The following is a 19,850-nucleotide window of genomic DNA, read 5'->3' on the forward strand; positions in this document are numbered from 1 at the left end:
TTTTTTTGCGTCAAGTTAGCTACAATTGATAGAGATATTGAAGGGAGAGTGTGATTTATGGGTAAGTTCCAAGTTCTTGACCATCCGTTGATTCAGCACAAATTAACAATTATTAGAGATAAGAATTGTGGTACAAAGGTATTTAGAGAAGTTGTTAATGAAATCTCTGAGCTCATGGCTTACGAAGTTTCACGCGATATGCCATTAGAGGATGTTAAAGTTGAGACGCCAATTGGTTGGACAACCAAAAAAACACTTTCGGGTAAAAAAGTAGCTATCGTTCCGATTCTTCGGGCTGGATTAGGTATGGTTGATGGAATGCTTGAATTAATTCCTGCAGCTAAGGTTGGTCATATCGGTATGTACCGAGATGAAAAGACTTTAAAGCCAGTTGAATATTTTGTTAAATTACCAAGTGATATTAGCGAACGACAAATTTTTGTTGTCGATCCAATGTTAGCAACTGGTGGTTCAGCAATTATGGCAATGGATGCCTTGAAAAAGCGCGGCGCAAAAGATCTGCGATTAGTGTGTTTGGTAGCAGCTCCAGAGGGTGTAAAAGCCTTACAAGAAGCTCATCCTGATGTTGATATCTATACAGCAGCTTTGGATGAATCATTGAATGAAGATGGCTATATTGTTCCTGGACTAGGGGATGCTGGCGATCGTTTGTTTGGTACAAAGTAACTTGTAGGTTTAGCTAAATAGTTTTTCAAAAGAAGAGCAAAAAATGGGCATGTTGTTTTTATAAAACGGATGTCGATTTTTTTGCTTCTTTTTTAATATCTCCGATTATTTTTAAAAAGTGAAGGAGAACTGTTTAGGACTACCTAAACGGTAAGCGCTTTATTGAAAATGTTGATTTCACGGGCATGATGACTCCTTTTTAAAAGTGAAAAATATCCTCCTTTTTTTGTGTTTTTCCCAAATTGGTGGTATTATTTCATTTGTATTTTGAATAGGCATTACGCTCTATTTTTATATAATTGTTGACGTTTTAGGGTAGTTAACCTGCAAATCTTCAATAATTCACTAAGGCTATGAAAAGAGGTGATCTTCTGTGAGTGGAGACTCTGTTTCTACTTTCCAATTTTTGGGGCTTACTTTTAATACGACCAATATTATTTCAGGATTGCTTGCGGCAATTATCGTAGTTGTAATAGTTTTCGCGTTTTCAAGAAATCTAAAATTAAAACCAACTGGAAAACAAAATGTTTTAGAGTGGTTAATTGATTTTACGAATAATATTGTTCGAGGCTCAGTGACAAATGGTGATGCACCGAACTTTGGTTTATATGCATTTACTTTGTTCTTATTCATTTTTGTATCTAACCAACTTGGGTTATTCCTACAGATTGGTTGGAATGGTGTAACGTATGTGCGGAGTCCAACTTCAGATCCAATTGTGACGCTGACATTCTCGTTGATGACGTTGATGTTGGCACATTTTTCTGGAGTCAAAAAGCTCGGATTCAAAAAGTACTTTAAGGAATCATATTTGACGCCGTTTAAGTTCTGGCTACCAATTAGTGTTTTTACCGAATTGATTGACTTCCTTACGTTAGGTTTACGTATTTACGGGGTTATCTTTTCAGGAGAAATGTTGCTGAAAATTATCGGAGAAATGGCCTTTTCTGGTGGTGTTGGTATGACAATTGTTGCCGTACCAATTGCATTTATTTGGCAAGGATTTTCATTATTCTTAGGTAGTATTCAAGCGTATGTTTTCGTCACTTTGACTTCAGTTTACATTTCTCAACAGATTCAGACTGAGGAATAATTAATATTTTAGGAGGATTTAAAACTATGGGAGCTATTGCAGCAGGAATTATTATGTTCGGAGCCGCTATCGGTGGTGGTATCGGTGATGCCCTTGTTATTTCAAAAACACTTGAAGGAATGGCACGCCAACCAGAATTATCTGGTCAATTAAGAACAACTATGTTTATTGGTGTTGGTCTTGTTGAAGCTATGCCTATTATCGCTTTCGTTGTGGCATTGTTAGTCATGAACAAGTAGTTTATTGTCACACAAGCAAACAAATAATAGGGTAGAAGGAGGTGTCAATAGATGCTCTCACATTTAATGTTGGGTGCTTCAAATTCGCTGTATCTTGGTGATATGTTGTTCTATGCCATCGTCTTTGTTATTCTCATGTGGGTAATTAAAGTTGTCGCATGGGGACCAGTTACTAAGATGATGAAGGAACGGGCAGATCGAATTTCTAACGATATCGATTCTGCAAAGAAATCACGCACAGATGCCGAAAAGTTAGCTGAACAACGAGAAGAAGCGTTGAAGAATTCTCATGCCGAAGCCTCCACGATTGTAAGCAACGCGAAGGATAATGGGACAAAACAGCGTGAACAAATCGTTGCAAGTGCCCAACAAGAAGCACAAACACTCAAGCAAAATGCTCAAAAGGACATTGAACAAGAGCGAAAAGATGCACTGAAGGGTGCTCAGAATGATGTGGCTAGTTTATCTATTGAAATTGCTTCTAAGATCATTCAAAAAGAATTGAACGCGCAGGATCAAAAACAGTTAATTGATTCTTACATTGAAGGGTTGGGGAAGCAAAATGAGTCTAGATAAGATGACAATTGCCAAACGATATTCAAAAGCCCTTTTTGATTTAGCTGTTGAAAAGAACCAACTTGAACCAGTTTATGAGGATTTACAACAGATTAAGCAAGTTTTTAGTGAAGTTTCGGATTTAGACCAAATTTTAGATGATGTTCGTTTAACTGATGAGCAAAAATCAACAATTATTGTGGATCTAAAGAAGGATGCGACTGTTTACGTCAAAAACTTGATTCAAATGGTTTATGATTATGGTCGGATAAGTAATATGGTGGACATTGTGGATCAGTTTACTGTTCTTTACAATGCTTACAACCACATTACTTATGCGGAATTGTCGACTGCGTTTGAAATCGATTCGGATCAAAAGAAACGATTAGCAGATGGATTTGCTAAAAGAATCGGAGCACAAAAAGTGATCATAAATAGCCGGCTTGATCCAAGTATTATTGGTGGGGCTGTGTTGAAATCAAATGGTTTAGTTTATGATGGCAGTATTAGTTCTAAAATGGCTAAGATCAAGCAAATGTTACTTAAATGAGATTTTGTAAAGAGGTGAAACTTTTATGAGCATTAAATCTGAGGAAATCAGTGCTCTAATTAAACAACAATTAGAAGGCTATCAAGACGAGCTTAATGTCGAAGAAACAGGTACCGTTACATATGTCGGTGATGGTATCGCCCGTGCTCATGGCTTAGATAATGCTCTTGCTGGTGAACTTCTAGAATTCTCTAACGGTGTTTACGGAATGGTTCAAAACCTTGAATCAAACGATGTCGGAATTGTTATTCTTGGTAACTATGATGATATTCGTGAAGGTGACACAGTTAAGAGAACTGGACGAATCATGGAAGTTCCAGTTGGAGAAGCCTTAATCGGACGGGTTGTCAATACACTTGGTCAACCAATCGATGGTAAAGGCGAAATTAAAACAGATCATACACGTCCAGTTGAACGTAAAGCTCCTGGCGTTATGGAACGACAATCAGTTAGCGAACCCCTTCAAACAGGGATTAAGGCGATTGATTCGTTGGTTCCAATTGGTCGTGGTCAACGTGAGTTAATCATTGGTGACCGTAAAACAGGTAAAACATCTTTAGCAATTGATACAATTTTGAATCAAAAGAATCAAAATATTATCTGTATCTATGTTGCAATTGGTCAAAAGGAATCAACTGTGCGTACCCAGGTTGATACGCTCGAAAAGTTTGGTGCAATGGACTACACAATTGTTTTGAGTGCCGGTCCATCAGAACCAGCTCCAATGCTCTACTTGGCACCATATGCTGGTGCAGCAATGGGTGAGGAATTTATGTTCAATGGTAAGCATGTTTTGATCGTGTATGATGATCTTTCAAAACAAGCTGATGCTTATCGTGAACTTTCCTTGATTTTGAGACGTCCGCCTGGTCGTGAAGCTTATCCTGGTGATATCTTCTACACACATTCACGTTTACTAGAACGAGCAGCAAAATTGAATGACAAACTGGGTGCAGGTTCAATGACGGCTTTGCCATTCGTTGAAACTAAAGCGGGCGATATTGCCGCTTATATTCCAACCAATGTTATTTCAATTACTGATGGTCAAGTTTTCTTGGATAGTGACCTATTCTATTCTGGTACTCGTCCTGCAATTGATGCGGGTTCTTCTGTATCCCGTGTTGGTGGAGATGCACAGATCAAAGCTATGAAACGGGTAGCCGGGACATTGCGTTTGGACTTAGCATCTTATCGTGAATTGGAATCATTTGCGCAATTTGGTTCTGATTTGGATGATGCCACTAAGGCGAAGTTAGCACGTGGAAGTCGAACTGTTGAAGTTTTGAAACAACCATTGCACAAACCGCTTGCTGTTGAGCATCAAGTTTTAATTTTGTATGCGTTGACTCATGGTTTCTTAGATAAAATTGCTATTGATGATATTTTGCGTTTCCAAGATGAATTAATCGAATATATCGATGGTTCACACGACGATTTGTTAGATGTTATCCGCAAAACGGGCGATTTACCAGATACCGACAAAATGGATGCTGCAATTCAAGAATTTGCAGATCAATTTCAACCAACAAAAGTAGAAGACGCAAGTGCTTCTAAATAAAACAATGCTTTAATTGACAGAAAGTGGTGAGAAAAAATGGCAGCTTCAGAACAAGACGTTCTCAGACGAATTGACTCCACTAAGAAGACCAGTCAAATTACCACTGCGATGCAAATGGTTTCGACCGCAAAACTGAATCAAATTCAAAAACATACTTTTGGGTATCGCGTTTATGCTGAAAAAGTTGAAAGTATTGTGGCTCACCTTGCAAAATCACATTTAATTAGTGAAAATGCAGCTGGAAGTGAAAAAAGCGATGACACTACGAAAAGTACCATTTCAGCAACAGATTTGCTAAAACAACGACCAGTCAAAAAAGTTGGGTTCTTGGTTATTACATCTGATCGTGGGTTAGTTGGTAGCTATAATAGCTCGGTCCTCAAACAAACTGAGGATTTCATTCAATCCACAGGTCATTCGGCCGAAGACAGTGTTATTTTGGCTGTCGGAGGAACTGGCGCAGACTTTTATAAAGCACGTGATATGAACGTGGCTTATGAATTTCGTGGTGTGAGTGATGTTCCTACTTTTAACGAAGTACGTGAAATCGTTCAAACTGCAACGTCAATGTACTCTAATCAAGTTTTTGATGAACTTTATGTTTGTTACAACCATTTTGTAAATCGCTTAACAAATAGATTTCATTCAATTAAAATGTTGCCAATTAGTGATGCTTTAGTGAAAAGTCAAGATGAGAAAAAAGAGCAGGGAAAAAAAGAATTAATGCCAGAATATGAGACAGAGCCTTCAGAAGCTGCGTTACTACAGGCTATTTTACCTCAGTATGCAGAAAGCCTTGTTTATGGTGCAATTCTGGATGCTAAGACCGCTGAGCATGCTTCAAGTTCGACAGCTATGCAAACTGCTTCTGACAATGCTAAAGATTTAATTTCATCGCTTCAATTGCAATATAACCGTGCACGACAAAGTGCGATTACCACTGAAATCACCGAAATTACCGGTGGTCAGGCTGCACAAGAATAAATTTAGATGGGAGGAATTAACTAATAATGAGTACTGGTAAAGTTGTCCAAGTTATCGGACCTGTTGTTGATGTTGAATTTCCTCTGGATGGTAATTTACCTGATATTAATAATGCTTTAAACGTCAAGAAACCAGACGGCAGTATTTTGGTTGCTGAAGTCGCTCTTGAACTTGGAGACGGCGTTGTGCGAACAATTGCTATGGATGGTACTGATGGTTTACAACGTGGATTGGAAGTTGAAGATACTGGTTCTTCAATCACAGTTCCAGTTGGTGATAAAACATTAGGTCGGGTTTTCAACGTCCTTGGAGAAACAATTGATAATGGTGAAAAATTTGGACCCGAAGTAAAACGTAATCCTATTCATCGGGATCCACCTAAGTATGATGACCTAAACCCTAGTATGGAAATTTTGGAAACAGGAATTAAAGTTATTGATTTGCTGGCTCCATATATCCGTGGTGGCAAGGTTGGACTATTCGGTGGTGCCGGTGTTGGTAAAACTGTTTTAATTCAGGAATTAATTCATAATATTGCACAAGAACACAATGGTATTTCTGTATTTACGGGTGTTGGTGAACGTACTCGTGAAGGAAATGACTTGTATTTTGAAATGAAGGCATCGGGTGTTCTTGAAAAGACTGCCATGGTGTATGGTCAGATGAACGAGCCGCCTGGTGCACGTATGCGGGTTGCTTTGACTGGTTTAACATTGGCGGAATATTTCCGTGATGTTGAAGGACAAGATGTGTTATTGTTTATCGATAACATTTTCCGATTCACACAGGCCGGTTCTGAAGTATCCGCATTGCTTGGTCGTATTCCTTCTGCCGTTGGTTATCAACCAACACTGGCCACTGAAATGGGTCAGTTGCAGGAACGAATTACTTCAACCAAGAAGGGATCAATTACTTCGATTCAGGCCGTTTATGTGCCTGCCGATGATTATACTGATCCCGCCCCTGCCACAACCTTCGCCCATTTGGATGCCACAACTAACTTGGAACGTAGCTTAACGCAACAAGGAATTTATCCCGCTGTTGATCCGTTGGCTTCTACTTCAAGTGCGTTGGATCCATCTGTCGTTGGTGAGGAACATTACAAAGTGGCAACAGATGTTCAGCATGTGTTGCAACGCTATCGTGAGTTGCAAGATATCATTTCTATTTTAGGAATGGATGAATTATCTGACGAAGAAAAAACGATTGTCGCTCGTGCTCGTCGAATCCAATTCTTCCTATCACAAAACTTCTCAGTTGCGGAACAGTTTACTGGTCAACCAGGTTCTTATGTTCCTGTTGAAGAAACAGTAAAAGGTTTCAAAGAAATTCTTGAAGGTAAGTACGATGATTTACCTGAAGATGCTTTCCGTCAGGTCGGGAATATTGATGAAGTTGTTGAAAAGGCGAAGAAGTTAACTAGTGCTGCAAGTAAATAAGGGGGAATTCTAATTGGCTGATAAATCAGTATTAACCGTTAGTATCGTGACTCCTGATGGTCAAGTTTATGATGGAACTTCCAGCATGCTGGTAGTAAAGACACAAGCTGGCCAGCTTGGAATTATGCCTAACCATGTCCCTATTATTGCGTCACTATCGATTGATGAAGTGCGAATCAAACATGATGATTCTGGTAAAAGAGAAGATGCAGTTGCGGTCAATGGTGGCTTTGTAGAGTTTTCGGATAATACAGCCACAATCGTTGCTGATACTGCAGAAAATGAATCTGATATTGATGTAAATCGTGCTGAAAATGCGCGTCAACGAGCTCAAGAAACTATTCGAAAAGCTCAAGATGCTCATGACAACTCTGAGTTACGTCGTGCACAGATTTCATTACGTCGTGCAATTAATCGAATTAATGTTGCAAAACATTAATTCACATTTAAAGAGTTTCATAACCGTTTGGTTGTGGAGCTCTTTTTTTATGATTATTAATTTATTAAAATGAGAGTTAAACGCGTATTTTTAGTATGGATATGATACTATTGTAATAAATAATAGATTGAAGAGGATTTTATGAATTTATTGGGAATTCAAGCTTTATTAACGTTAATTTGTTACTTCTTTTTTATTTTCATTTCTTTTTGGGCGATTCAAGGTATCCATCTGGAGCGTATTTTACATGTTTCTGATCCAAACCAATTTAAAACATTGATTGTTTTACTGTCAATTGGTCTAGGGTACATGGGTGGCTCATTCTTTCTCGAATTAATTAATAATATTAGAAATTTAAGTTACTTACTAAAATAGTGGAGGTTTCGCTCGTGGATAAGATTATTGTTAAGGGCGGCAATCGACTCAAAGGTGTAGTCAAGATTGAAGGCGCCAAAAATGCTGTTCTGCCGATTTTGGCAGCAGGAATTTTAGCTAGTGAAGGTCAAGTTGAGTTAAGTAATGTACCAATTTTATCTGATGTTTATACGATGAATAACGTGTTGCGTTTTTTGAATGTCGATGTTGAGTTTGATGAAGCCCAACATGAGATTCGGATGGACGCAACTAAGAAAGTCTCTACCGAAGCCCCATTTGAGTATGTGTCTAAAATGAGAGCTTCAATCGTTGTAATGGGTCCGTTACTAGCAAGAACTGGACATGCCAAGGTGGCAATGCCTGGTGGTTGTGCAATCGGTTCTCGACCAGTTGATTTACATTTAAAAGGACTGGCAGCACTGGGAGCTCATATTACGCAGCATGATGGATACATAGAAGCTAGTGCAAGAAAATTAATCGGGACTAACATCTATTTAGACTTTCCAAGTGTAGGCGCAACTCAAAATATTATGATGGCGGCAACATTGGCGCATGGAAACACAATCATTGAAAATGCCGCTTGCGAGCCAGAAATTGTTGACTTGGCCATGATCTTAAATAAAATGGGCGCCCATGTCACTGGAGCAGGAACGGAAACAATCCGAATTATTGGTGTGCATCAATTGCACGGAACAAGCCATGCTGTTGTTCAGGATCGGATTGAAGCCGGTACTTTCATGGTGGCGGCGGCTGCTACCCAGGGGGATGTCTTAATTCAAGATGCAATTTCAGAACACAACAAACCATTAATTTCTAAAATGCGTGAAATGGGTGTCCATATCTTTGAAAAAGATGAGGGGATTCGTATCGTTGGGCCTAAAAAACTATTGCCGGTTTCGATTAAAACATTACCGCATCCTGGGTTCCCGACGGATATGCAACCCCAAATGTCGGTATTGCAGTTATTGGCACAAGGCACAAGTACACTAACTGAAACTGTGTTTGAAAATCGGTTTATGCATTTAGAGGAATTACGTCGAATGAATGCCCAGTATAGAGTGGAAGGTTCTTCCGTCATTATGAATGGCCCAACTGATTTTAATGGTGCTGAAGTGGCTGCTACGGATTTGAGAGCTGGTGCGGCCTTGGTTATTGCAGGTTTAGTGGCAAAGGGGTATACACAGGTCACTAATTTGAAGTATTTAGATCGAGGTTACTACAACTTTCATGGTAAGTTGAGTGCTTTAGGTGCTCAAATTAAACGTGTCTCTGGTACGAATACAACTTTAACGGTCAAAAATTAATTTTTTGATAAAAAATAAAAAATCAATGACGGTCGATTAATAACGTGAGGTGGAAGGCGTTACTTAGTTGACCGTCGTTTCTATTCATTTTACAGGTTAATATCAGCTAGATTCGGGCTTTAGAGAGAATTTAGGGTGTGCTATAATAGGCTGTTAGATTGGATATTTTTGAGAGGTGGACACAATTGAAAAAATTCTTTTTGATGCTAGTACGTGGATATCAAAAGTTTATATCACCACTTTTTCCACCAAGTTGTCGGTATTATCCGACATGCTCTAATTATATGTTGGGAGCCCTTAAGAAGCACGGGGCACTGAAAGGTACCTTAATGGGGACTGCGCGTATTTTACGCTGTAATCCGTTTGTTAAGGGTGGTTATGATCCGGTGCCGGATTATTTTACTTTGAAACGTAATCCGCATCCTGATGAAAAAATATTAAATTAACCTGTATGGAGGAAATTATGTCTAAGAAACAGCAAAGTGTTAAGGTACAAATTGAAGAAAAAGAAGTTGGTGGGCAAACGATTCAACAACTTTTTATTGCTAAAAATTTAATCGGCGAAATCACACCACAGGATAAAGAATTTGCGACTCATCTAATTGGGGGCGGAGACTTTACAGCTAAATCCACGGATGATGCTGTTGAATGGCTTTTGCAAGAATACAATCTTCATCAATAAAGCGCAGTTTTAAGTTAAGGAAGGATCTTTAGTTTGAATAACGATTCACGAGTTAGAAGACGGGAAGGCGATTCTCGCATTGATTATGGAATAATTTTTTCGGTGTTAATGTTAGCCTTAATTGGACTTGTCTCGATTTATGTTGCTGCGGCACATGATACGGGCAGTGTAAGCGTGATCCATCAAGTAGCTTCGCAGTTAGTGTGGTATGTATTAGGGGTTGCTGCGGTTGTTGTCATCATGCAGTTTGATTCCGAACAACTTTGGAAGATAGCGCCGTATGCTTACTGGTTTGGTATTTTTTTACTAGTTGCAGTTTTGATATTTTACAGCAGAAGTTATGCAGCAAGTACCGGGGCTAAGAGTTGGTTTGCCTTTCGTGGATTCACTTTTCAGCCTTCAGAAGTTATGAAGCCGGCCTATATTTTGATGATGGCTAAAGTTTTGACGGATTTTAATGCCCAGCATAAGCGCCATACCATGCGATCTGATTGGCGTTTAATTGGCGAAATGATTTTATGGACGTTGCCAATTCCTGTTTTACTACTTTTGCAGCACGACTTCGGAACCATGTTAGTATTTATCGCTATTTTTGCTGGATTAGTCATTGTTTCAGGCGTAACTTGGCGAATTTTAGTACCTGCATTTGTCACGGCAACGGTTTTGGCTAGCAGTACATTGATGTTGGTAGTGAGTGATTGGGGACGTAGTCTTTTGTCTCACGTCGGATTTGAAAGCTATCAGTTTAGCCGAATTGATACCTGGCTACACCCATCTTCTGATACGACAAATTCAGGTTATCAATTATGGCAGAGTATTAAAGCAATTGGGTCGGGACAACTATTCGGAAAAGGTTTCAATGTTTCGAATGTCTATGTGCCAGTCCGAGAGTCAGATATGATTTTCTCTGTGATCGGTGAAAACTTTGGTTTTATCGGCAGTGTGGTTTTAGTTCTGTTATACATGCTTTTGATGTATCAAATGATTCGTGTCACTTTTGATACGAAGAACGCTTTTTATGCTTATATTGCTACAGGGACAATCATGATGATTTTATTTCATGTTTTCGAAAATATCGGAATGAACATTGGTTTGTTGCCTTTAACTGGAATTCCGCTCCCATTTGTGAGTCAAGGGGGATCAGCCCTTATTGGAAATATGATAGGAATTGGGTTGATTATGTCTATGCGGTTTCACCACGATTCATACAGTACGCTTCAAAAAACAGATTTCTAATAAAAAACTCATATTTGTGGTTGACAGACACAATTTGAATGAGTATACTGCATTTAATAGCTAAACATTAAAACAAGATGAGTAAGTTGATTACTACTTTAAGAGAGTTCCTTTTGGTGAGATGGGACAGTAAGTGCAATCGAAGATGGTCTTGATAAAAGAGGTATTTGTGAGCGTTCTGCAAGCAAGTACTGGGTGCGCCCATTATAGCGTCCGAGTTGTTTGACTCGTTAAGGCTGACTTTGTGAAAAGTTAGTGAATTTGGGTGGTAACACGGAAGAGAAGTCTTTCGTCCTAGTTGATTTATTTCAACGGGATGAAAGACTTTTTTGTTTGGTTAAAAAGAAAGAGGAGGTTGATCGTTTGATAGAATTTAAGGATGTTTCGAAGACCTTCGCTACAGAAAAAGGTAACGTTACAGCAATTAAAGACGTGAACATGAAGATTGAAGACGGTGAAATATTTGGAATCGTTGGGTATTCTGGTGCTGGTAAGACGACTTTGATCAGAATGCTGAATGGTCTAGAAACTCCAACGACAGGTGTGGTTGAGGTGAATGGCACTAAGATCTCAGAGCTGGATCGCAATGCATTAAGAAAAAAGCGCCACAAAATTGGAATGATTTTTCAACATTTTAATCTATTGTGGTCTCGAACTGTTCGTAAGAATATTGAGTTTCCCCTTGAAATTGCCAAGATTTCAAAAGCCGATCGTCAAAAGAAGGCAGAAGAGTTAATCAAATTGGTTGGTTTGGAAGGTAAAGAAGATGCCTATCCCTCTGAATTATCCGGTGGTCAAAAACAACGAGTTGGTGTGGCGAGAGCCTTGGCAAACGATCCAGAAATTTTGCTTTCTGATGAGGCTACCAGTGCACTTGATCCACAAACTACCGATGAAGTATTGGACCTATTGATGGATATCAATAAGCGATTAGGAATTACGATTATTTTAATTACTCATGAAATGCATGTGATTCGAAAGATTTGCGAGCATGTTGCCGTTTTGGATGGTGGTAAGATCATTGAGTCTGGTCAAGTTTTGGACGTTTTTAAGCATCCACAACAACCAATTACAAAACGATTTGTTTACTCAGAGGCTGCTCCGTCGCCGGAAGATACCAATGTGGTTGTAGAACAGTTGCTAAAGGAATATCCAAATGGCAAAATTATTCAATTGACCTTTCATGGTAATCAAGCCAATTTACCAATTGTTTCGGAAATTATTCATAAATTTTCTAAGATCCGAATCAGCATTATTGAAGGAAATATCCATCAAACCCATGAGGGCGCAATTGGTTCACTTTTCTTACAGTTGATTGGTGATGAAGGGGATATTAACGGGGCTTTAGACTATCTGAAGACTATGCGTGTCGAAACGGAGGTGATCGAACATGGGAGGTAGTACAGGTTACTTTGAATTTAACACAGTTGACTGGAATCAAATGTGGAGCGCAACTTGGGAGACCATTTGGATGACCATCGTTTCGATTGTAGCCGTTGCGATCTTGGGATACTTTATTGGATTATTATTGTTTGAAACCAGTGGAAGTACTAATTTAGTTGTCCGCATTATTAACTGGATTGTTGCGCTTTTTGTCAATGTGTTTCGATCTATTCCATTTATCATTTTAATCGTTTTGTTGTTGCCATTTACTAAGAATGTCGTGGGAACGATCATTGGCCCAGTTGCGGCGTTACCATCCTTAATTATTTCCGCAGCTCCGTTTTATGGTCGAATGGTTGAATTAGCGTTTCATGAAATTGATCGGGGTGTGCTTGAGGCTTCAAATGCAATGGGAGCCAGTCAATGGCAGATTATTACGAAGGTTTTATTACCAGAAAGTTTGCCAGCGTTGATTTCGGGAATTACGGTTACAACGATTTCTTTGATTGGTTATACAGCTATGGCCGGTGCAATTGGTGCCGGTGGGCTGGGAAATTTGGCCTATCAAGAAGGATTTGAGAGTAGTAATAATACGGTGACTTTAGTTGCCACAGTCATTATTGTGATCATTGTTTTTGCTTTCCAATTTCTCGGGGATTTCGCAACCCGAAAAGTTGATAAACGAGTACTTTAATTTGAGGAGGAGTTTGAATATGAAGAAGAATAAAATTTTTGGCTTTTTAGCAGTCGCAGCAACAGCACTTTTATTGGTGTCTTGTGGTAAGAAATCAAGCACCAGTTCCAAAACAACAACCATTACAGTTGGGGCATCTGCAGTGCCACATGCTCAAATTTTAAAACATGTCCAACCTGAGTTGAAAAAAGAAGGGGTTAATTTAAAGATTAAAGTCTTTCAAGATTACGTTCTTCCTAATAAAGCTTTAGCTAACGGTGATATTGATGCGAACTACTTCCAACACATTCCATTTTTGAATCAATGGAATAAGAAAAACAAAGGTAATTTAATTGATGCCGGTGCCGTTCACTTGGAACCAATTTCTGTATTCTCTAAGAAGTATAAAAATCTCAAAAATTTACCAAAGAATGCGACTGTTTTGGTAAGTAATAATGCACCAGATTATGGTCGAATTTTGACGATCTTTAAGGATGCCGGTTTGATTACGATCAAAAAGGGTGTGGATATCACAAGTGCAACGTTTAATGATATTGCAAGTAATCCAAAACATATTCAATTTAAACATAGTTATGAGCCGAAACTGATGCCTCAATTGTACAAAAACGGCGAAGGTGACGCGGTTGTGATTAATGCTAACTATGCGGTTCAATCTGGTTTGAATCCAATTACACAATCTGTGGCAATTGAAAAATCTAATTCACCATACAAAAATATCATTGCAATTCGTCCAAGTGAGAAGAACAACAAAGCCATCAAGAAATTGGTTAAAGCTCTTCAATCAAAGAGTACGCAATCTTGGATCAAGAAACATTACAAGGGTGCTATTTTACCTGTAAAACCAGTTAAATAATCGAATTTTGATATGTAAATGGCCGTTGAAGTTCTGAATTTCAATGGCTTTTTATGTATTGACCATCTTTCAGAAAATGGGTAGGATTAAGTTAATAACGAGAAAAGGGTGTTAAAATGAGAAAATTTGGAATTATTGGTTTAGGGAACGTTGGCCGTACAGTTGCATATACTTTGGTTACAAAGGGAATTGCTGATTCACTAGTACTTATTGATAAAGATCAGAAAAAGTCACGTGCTGAGCAGTTAGACCTGCAGGATGCCCAAGCACGATTGAATACAACTACCCAAATCACAACTCAAAATTACGACAATTTGAAGGATGTTGATATTTTATATATCTCAGCTGGAGATATCGCAGTTTCAACTAACAGTGGCGATCGTTTTGCAGAGTTCAAGATCACTTCAGCGGTTGTCAAAGAAATCGCCCCTAAAATTGTGGCATCTGGATTTAAGGGTGTGATTATCGACATTATGAATCCTTGTGATGCGGTTACCAGTTATTTGCAGAAGTTGACTGGGTTTTCAAAGCAAAGAGTGTTTGGAACGGGAACTTTCTTGGATACCGCGCGGATGCAACGTGTTGTTGGTGAAAAATTAAATGTAAATCCCCGCAGCGTAGAAGGTTATGTTTTGGGTGAGCATGGAAATAGCCAATTTGTGGCATGGTCAAGTGTTCGTGTAAAAGGTGAAGCTATTCAGGATTTACCTGAAGCTAAAGACTTCGATTTTGATCAATTAGCTGATGCCGCTAAACAAGGTGCTTGGGAAGTTGCTTCCGGTAAAGGATTCACTTCAGCTGCAATTGCGACTTGTGGTGTCAGTTTGGGACAAGCAGTTTTGTCGGATGCTCGTTTAGTTTGTCCGGTGTCTGGTTATAGTGAAAAATATAGTACTTACGTTGGTTTACCAGCGATTGTGGGCAAGAACGGAATTGAGTCTGTGGTTGACTTACCTTTGACAGACGAAGAAACTGTAAAGTTCGCTAAGTCTGCGGAAATGATTCATGATCGGGTAGCCAAGTTAAACTAATCTTTGAATTTTAAAGCTTTTAAACATTTACAGCCAAACAGGTTGAAAGTGTTTAAAAGCTTTTTTGTACTTGACAGAAAAATACTTTCCAAGTATAGTTAGTTACATAAGTAATTAACCAATTTACCGATATGGAGGAAGCAACTGTGAAAGAACAAACGGTTATTGATGTTCAAAGCGTGACAAAAGTGTATGGAAAGAAAAATGAAAAACAGTACACTGCTTTACAAAACGTCAATTTTAATGTAAAAAAAGGTGAATTCGTAGGCATTATGGGGGCTTCGGGTTCAGGAAAAACGACATTGCTGAATATTTTAGCAACGATGGATCAACCAACGGCAGGTAACGTCTTTATTGCAGGTCAAGATGTGACACAGTTGAAAGGAAATGCCGTTTCGGATTTTCGGGCTAAAAAGATTGGCTTTATTTTTCAGGATTTTAATCTCTTGGAAAGTTTATCGAATGCAGAAAATATTGGATTACCATTGACTTTGCAGGGCGTTAAAAAGCGGAAAACTAACGAACTTGTCCATCAAATTGCTAGTCAGTTGGGGATCAATCAGCTACTTGATAAATATCCGGTAGAAATATCTGGTGGTCAAAAGCAACGGGTTGCGGCCGCGAGGGGATTAATCTCACGACCACAAATTTTATTTGCCGATGAACCAACCGGAGCTTTGGATTCCCAAAATGCCCGAGAACTTTTGGAAACTTTGAAACAAGTTAATGATGAAGAACAAGTTTCTATATTAATGGTAACCCATGATCCGTTTTCAGCTAGTTACTGTGAACGCATTTTGTTCATTAAGGATGGCCAAATTGGTGAACAACTTGAAGCTGGCAGTCAAACGCGAACTGAGTTTTACCAAACAATTTTGAATAAACTTGGCACCTTTAATGATCAGGGGGAAGATGTCGATGTTATTTAAATTAGCCTTTATAAGTGTTAAGGATCGTTGGCGGGACTATTTGGTGCTTTTTTCTGGATTGATTATTTCAAGCGCAATTTTTTATATGTTTGAAGCAATCGCCACTAATCAAGCCTTCATCAAGGGAAATATTTCACTTGGGTTAGCGACGTTTGTTTTTCAATTTGGTTCTGTGCTCCTTGGAATTATTACCCTCGTTTATATCGTGTATGCTAATTCATTCCTAATGAATATGAGAGAACATGATTATGGTTTGTTCATCATGTTAGGCGGGAAAAAATCACGACTTGGTTTCTTAATTTTTTTAGAAACGTTATTGATTGGGGCAATTTCCACAGTCTTGGGTGTTGTAGTCGGTGTTGGGCTTACAAAAGGATTATCTCAATCATTAATGCACGAGTTGGGCGTTGAAGTTGCCCATTTTACTGCCTGGAATACCATGGCTTTGCTTGTGACTTTTGCGTTCTTTATTGTGATCTTTTTTATGGCTTCGTTAATTAATCAGCACAAGTTGCTACATCGACCGGTGTTAAAATTGCTCCATGCTGATACGGTGGCAGATAAACCAATCAAGTTAACGGCCTGGCGTTACGCTGAAGGTGGATTAGGTTTAGTTTTAATAGCCGGTGGTTACTGGGCAATGGCGGCTATTGAGACTTTGCAACTTCTCTCAATTCCAATTGCACTGGTCACAATCGTATTGGGCACGTATTTTTTGTATCATGCACTTTTTCAAATTTTGATTACGGGATTGAAACGCTCACGCTTGGCAGGTAAGGGCTTAAATAGCTTTACATTAGGCCAGTTAAACTTTCGCATTCGAGATTATACCAGAATTCTAGCCGTCGTAAGTATCCTTTTTGCCTTAGCCTTAGGAGCAATTACGGTTGGAATGGGCTATCATCGTTTAATCCCAAGTATGGCAAGCGGTAGTTCAGCTTATGACTTGGTTGTTTATAAGCAAACTGCGAAAACTAAACAATTAATTCAAAAATTAGATTTAATAAAGCAAGTGACTTATAAGCGAAAAATTGTTGGCACAACTGCCTATTTTGACCAAATGGAGTTTCAAGAAACACCTTTTCAAGTGAGTCGCGTTAAGGCTGATGCCGTTGTCTTCAAACTAGCTACTAGTGAGCAACTGAGGTCTAGTTCACGGGTGCAAGAGCAATTTTTGAGTCTGCAAGCAAATTACACTTTAAGACAGATCAGAGTTGTGTCTCACCGTAATTTTCTGAAAATTCAGGGTAAGCCATCACAATTAACTTTACTGAAGACAACCGGATTAGCTAAAAATGCAGGTGTTTTGAAACAAATTGCAGAAAATCAAACCAATCAATTTCCTGGCCACATGTCGATTCAACAGTTAGGCGGGGCTTATCCACTGTACCAAGTGGCCAATGTCATGTTTGGTGGATTAGAATTTGTGGGCTTCTTCTTAGGATTGGAGTTTTTGACAATGTTGGCAAGCTGTTTAATGTTTAAAATTTTATCGGGTGTCCAACCGGATAGACAGCGCTATTATATGTTAAACCGATTAGGAACGCGACAAAATTTAATTCGGCGTTCAATTCGCCGTGAATTAGGCGCACTGTTTTTGTTGCCAGGGATATTAGGAATTATTCACGTCCTGTTTGGCTTGAAGATGTTTGTTCCGTTGATGGGTGATCCGTATGTTCATTTACAGACCCCCTTTGTGATTTTCTTACTGTTGTATTTGGGGTATTATTTAATTACATTGTTTATTTATGAAAAATTAGTGGTTCCAAGTATAAACATGCAGTCTTGAGGTGGTGATCATATGCAATTTGATTTTAGTGGGCAAGAACCCATTTATTTACAGGTAGCTAATCAAATTGAAGAAGGAATTTTTACAGGTGCTTTTAAAGAAGAAACGCAGGTCCCCTCAACAACCGAAATGTCTCGTGAATTTCATATTAACCCCGCGACAGTTTTGAAGGGCATGAATATCCTTGTCACTGAAAAATTGGTGGAAAAACGGCGTGGTTTAGGAATGTTTGTGAAAAAAGGGGCCTATCAGTTAATACTGGAAAAACGGCAAAATGACTTTTTTGAGGATTATGTAAAAAAAATTGTGGCAGAAGCTAAAAATTTAAAGTTATCAGAAACGGAATTGATTCAACTTATCAAAAGGGGGTTTCAAACAAATGGGGATTAAGGTTACGGAAGTTGCCAAAAAATTTGGTCGGAAGCAAATTTTGCAAAATATCAGTCTGGAGATTGAGCCAAATCGAATATACGGTCTGCTGGGCAGAAACGGTGCTGGCAAAAGTACATTATTAAATATTATTACCGACCGCATTTTTGCAAATGGTGGTTCGGTGACCATTGATGGTATTCCAACACACGAGCATGATGAATTGTTAGGCAATATCTATTTGATGAGTGAGGTTAATCTTTATCCAAAAAGGGCCCGTTTACAAGATTTATTTAAATCTTCAAAAAATATGTATGGCGGTTTCAATGAGGCATACGCAAAACACTTGTGTGAGGCATTTGAGTTAAATCCGAAACAAAGATTTGGTCAACTTTCAACAGGTTATCGCACGATCTTTAAATTAATTATTGCCCTTTGTTTACCTGTTGATTACGTTTTTTTAGATGAACCTATTCTTGGTCTTGACGCTAATCATCGTGAGTTGTTTTATAAAGAACTTTTGGATACATATAGTAGTCATCCCCGAACTTTTGTGATTTCTACTCATATAATTGAAGAGATTGCTAATATGATTGAGCATGTTTTTGTGATAGAAAACGGCAAAATCTTAGTTGATGATGATGTGGACCATATGTTGTCACAGGCATATGTGATCACTGGCCCTGGAGAAACCGTTGATCAGTACACAGTGGGATTAAACGTGATTGGAACGGAATCACTTGGAAATCTCAAAGGTAACTATGTGTTTGGCAACCTGAATGATGATCGAGAGATTCCGGATACAATTCAAATTTCACGAATGGATCTGCAAAAACTCTTCATTCATTTAACAAGTGGCGAGGGGGGATCTAAATGAAAACTAAAATGATTTTTAAGAATAAATTTGGATACTATTTAAAGGGTCTGGGGTACACTTATATTCTAACCTTTTTGTTTATTTTCCTGTTACCGATTGTTTTTGCGTTGCTATTCACGGGAAGCCTTGATGGTATTTCAATTCATAATTTATTGAAAAATAATTTATTACCATTTATTTCGATTCTGTTTTTAGTAATCTCATCATATCGAGTTTATGGACCATTTAAGTTTTATATCCAAAATGGTATTTCTCGTCGAACAGTTTGGAAAGCAACCATTTGGGTGACCGCGCTGCTTAGTTTATTGATGAGCGTAATCAATTATTGTTATTATTATGCGGTGATTTTACCAAACGTTGGAAATGTTGATAATACTTTTTATAACCAACTTTTTGGTCAGTTCCTGGGTTTTCATAGTTTTTGGAATATTCCAGCTCAAATTCTTTATGAATGGTTATTACTTTGGAGTTTTGCTGTTTTGGGTATGTTTTTTGGAAGTTTATCGGCACTCCTGAAGAAGCGAACCCGGCGCATGTTGTGGATTGCCATCCCCATTGGGCTTGTCGTGTTAGTTCGTTTTTTAATGCAGTTCCATACTGGCATGAATTTAGATTGGACGATGAATTTTATCAAATTTGTGGTCGGTTATACAGAAACAACTAACGAAGGGGAATGGAATCCATTCCACCCGGTTGGATTTATGGCGATTATGATTATTTTGGGTACGATCATTAATTACTGGATTCAACAACATATTGTCTTAAAAAATCAGTAAAAAATGAG

General features: G+C 38.5%; 23 protein-coding genes. All 23 read left to right on the top strand.

The window, feature by feature from the left end; translation table 11 throughout:
* Positions 1-57 precede the first annotated feature (57 nt).
* Positions 58-687, top strand: coding sequence for a uracil phosphoribosyltransferase (gene upp, locus AB3217_RS03835; RefSeq protein ID WP_057783779.1), 630 nt, complete (start codon positions 58-60; stop codon positions 685-687).
* A 373-nt stretch (positions 688-1,060) separates the two neighbouring features.
* Positions 1,061-1,780 carry a F0F1 ATP synthase subunit A gene (gene atpB, locus AB3217_RS03840; protein ID WP_068808113.1) on the top strand — a complete coding sequence of 240 codons (720 nt, stop codon included), beginning with the start codon at positions 1,061-1,063 and terminating at the stop codon, positions 1,778-1,780.
* A 26-nt stretch (positions 1,781-1,806) separates the two neighbouring features.
* A complete protein-coding gene (gene atpE / locus AB3217_RS03845) occupies positions 1,807-2,019 on the top strand; it encodes a F0F1 ATP synthase subunit C (protein WP_057807270.1) in 213 nt (70 codons plus the stop codon).
* Between the two features lie 51 nt (positions 2,020-2,070).
* Positions 2,071-2,595, top strand: coding sequence for a F0F1 ATP synthase subunit B (gene atpF / locus AB3217_RS03850; RefSeq protein WP_068808110.1), 525 nt, complete (start codon positions 2,071-2,073; stop codon positions 2,593-2,595).
* Complete coding sequence (gene atpH, locus AB3217_RS03855) at positions 2,582-3,124, top strand: ATP synthase F1 subunit delta (RefSeq protein ID WP_367365700.1); 543 nt, start codon at positions 2,582-2,584, stop codon at positions 3,122-3,124. Before atpF ends, atpH begins: the two co-directional genes overlap by 14 nt.
* Positions 3,125-3,149: 25 nt before the next feature.
* Positions 3,150-4,682 carry a F0F1 ATP synthase subunit alpha gene (gene atpA, locus AB3217_RS03860; protein WP_068808108.1) on the top strand — a complete coding sequence of 511 codons (1,533 nt, stop codon included), beginning with the start codon at positions 3,150-3,152 and terminating at the stop codon, positions 4,680-4,682.
* Positions 4,683-4,718: 36 nt separating this feature from the next.
* On the top strand, positions 4,719-5,666 hold the full coding sequence (locus AB3217_RS03865) for a F0F1 ATP synthase subunit gamma (RefSeq protein WP_068808103.1): 948 nt from the start codon (positions 4,719-4,721) through the stop codon (positions 5,664-5,666).
* Between the two features lie 26 nt (positions 5,667-5,692).
* The gene (gene atpD, locus AB3217_RS03870; RefSeq protein ID WP_057783826.1) at positions 5,693-7,105 is read left to right on the top strand and encodes a F0F1 ATP synthase subunit beta; all 1,413 of its coding nucleotides are present in this window, start codon (positions 5,693-5,695) and stop codon (positions 7,103-7,105) included.
* 13 nt (positions 7,106-7,118) lie between these two features.
* Entirely contained in the window at positions 7,119-7,544 is a 426-nt protein-coding gene (locus AB3217_RS03875; protein WP_057783828.1) for a F0F1 ATP synthase subunit epsilon, read from the top strand.
* Positions 7,545-7,685: 141 nt separating this feature from the next.
* Positions 7,686-7,919: a DUF1146 family protein gene (locus AB3217_RS03880; RefSeq protein ID WP_068808102.1), complete on the top strand. Its 234-nt coding sequence runs from the start codon at positions 7,686-7,688 to the stop codon at positions 7,917-7,919.
* 14 nt (positions 7,920-7,933) lie between these two features.
* Positions 7,934-9,223: a UDP-N-acetylglucosamine 1-carboxyvinyltransferase gene (gene murA / locus AB3217_RS03885; protein ID WP_068808101.1), complete on the top strand. Its 1,290-nt coding sequence runs from the start codon at positions 7,934-7,936 to the stop codon at positions 9,221-9,223.
* A gap of 185 nt (positions 9,224-9,408) precedes the next feature.
* A complete protein-coding gene (gene yidD / locus AB3217_RS03890; protein WP_057783834.1) occupies positions 9,409-9,669 on the top strand; it encodes a membrane protein insertion efficiency factor YidD in 261 nt (86 codons plus the stop codon).
* Positions 9,670-9,686: 17 nt separating this feature from the next.
* Positions 9,687-9,905: a DUF2969 domain-containing protein gene (locus tag AB3217_RS03895; RefSeq protein WP_068808100.1), complete on the top strand. Its 219-nt coding sequence runs from the start codon at positions 9,687-9,689 to the stop codon at positions 9,903-9,905.
* Positions 9,906-9,938: 33 nt separating this feature from the next.
* Complete coding sequence (locus AB3217_RS03900) at positions 9,939-11,141, top strand: FtsW/RodA/SpoVE family cell cycle protein (protein ID WP_367365701.1); 1,203 nt, start codon at positions 9,939-9,941, stop codon at positions 11,139-11,141.
* Between the two features lie 363 nt (positions 11,142-11,504).
* Positions 11,505-12,542 (top strand): methionine ABC transporter ATP-binding protein, encoded by a 1,038-nt coding sequence (locus AB3217_RS03905; RefSeq protein WP_068808097.1) that lies wholly within the window; start codon positions 11,505-11,507, stop codon positions 12,540-12,542.
* Positions 12,532-13,218 carry a methionine ABC transporter permease gene (locus tag AB3217_RS03910; RefSeq protein ID WP_057783842.1) on the top strand — a complete coding sequence of 229 codons (687 nt, stop codon included), beginning with the start codon at positions 12,532-12,534 and terminating at the stop codon, positions 13,216-13,218. Before AB3217_RS03905 ends, AB3217_RS03910 begins: the two co-directional genes overlap by 11 nt.
* Positions 13,219-13,237: 19 nt before the next feature.
* The gene (locus tag AB3217_RS03915; RefSeq protein WP_068808094.1) at positions 13,238-14,071 is read left to right on the top strand and encodes a MetQ/NlpA family ABC transporter substrate-binding protein; all 834 of its coding nucleotides are present in this window, start codon (positions 13,238-13,240) and stop codon (positions 14,069-14,071) included.
* Positions 14,072-14,187: 116 nt separating this feature from the next.
* Positions 14,188-15,102, top strand: a complete 915-nt coding sequence (locus AB3217_RS03920; protein WP_057783846.1) for an L-lactate dehydrogenase — start codon at positions 14,188-14,190, stop codon at positions 15,100-15,102.
* A 146-nt stretch (positions 15,103-15,248) separates the two neighbouring features.
* Positions 15,249-16,031, top strand: coding sequence for an ABC transporter ATP-binding protein (locus tag AB3217_RS03925; RefSeq protein WP_057783848.1), 783 nt, complete (start codon positions 15,249-15,251; stop codon positions 16,029-16,031).
* Complete coding sequence (locus AB3217_RS03930; protein ID WP_367365702.1) at positions 16,021-17,820, top strand: FtsX-like permease family protein; 1,800 nt, start codon at positions 16,021-16,023, stop codon at positions 17,818-17,820. Before AB3217_RS03925 ends, AB3217_RS03930 begins: the two co-directional genes overlap by 11 nt.
* Before the next feature lie 12 nt (positions 17,821-17,832).
* Entirely contained in the window at positions 17,833-18,210 is a 378-nt protein-coding gene (locus AB3217_RS03935; RefSeq protein WP_057783852.1) for a GntR family transcriptional regulator, read from the top strand.
* The gene (locus AB3217_RS03940) at positions 18,200-19,066 is read left to right on the top strand and encodes an ABC transporter ATP-binding protein (protein ID WP_068808089.1); all 867 of its coding nucleotides are present in this window, start codon (positions 18,200-18,202) and stop codon (positions 19,064-19,066) included. The genes AB3217_RS03935 and AB3217_RS03940 overlap by 11 nt, the downstream gene beginning before the upstream one ends.
* Entirely contained in the window at positions 19,063-19,842 is a 780-nt protein-coding gene (locus AB3217_RS03945) for a hypothetical protein (protein ID WP_057783856.1), read from the top strand. The genes AB3217_RS03940 and AB3217_RS03945 overlap by 4 nt, the downstream gene beginning before the upstream one ends.
* Positions 19,843-19,850 lie beyond the last annotated feature (8 nt).

The sequence above is a fragment of the Pediococcus parvulus genome (genome assembly GCF_964063155.1).
Classification (GTDB): Bacteria; Bacillota; Bacilli; order Lactobacillales; family Lactobacillaceae; genus Pediococcus; species Pediococcus parvulus.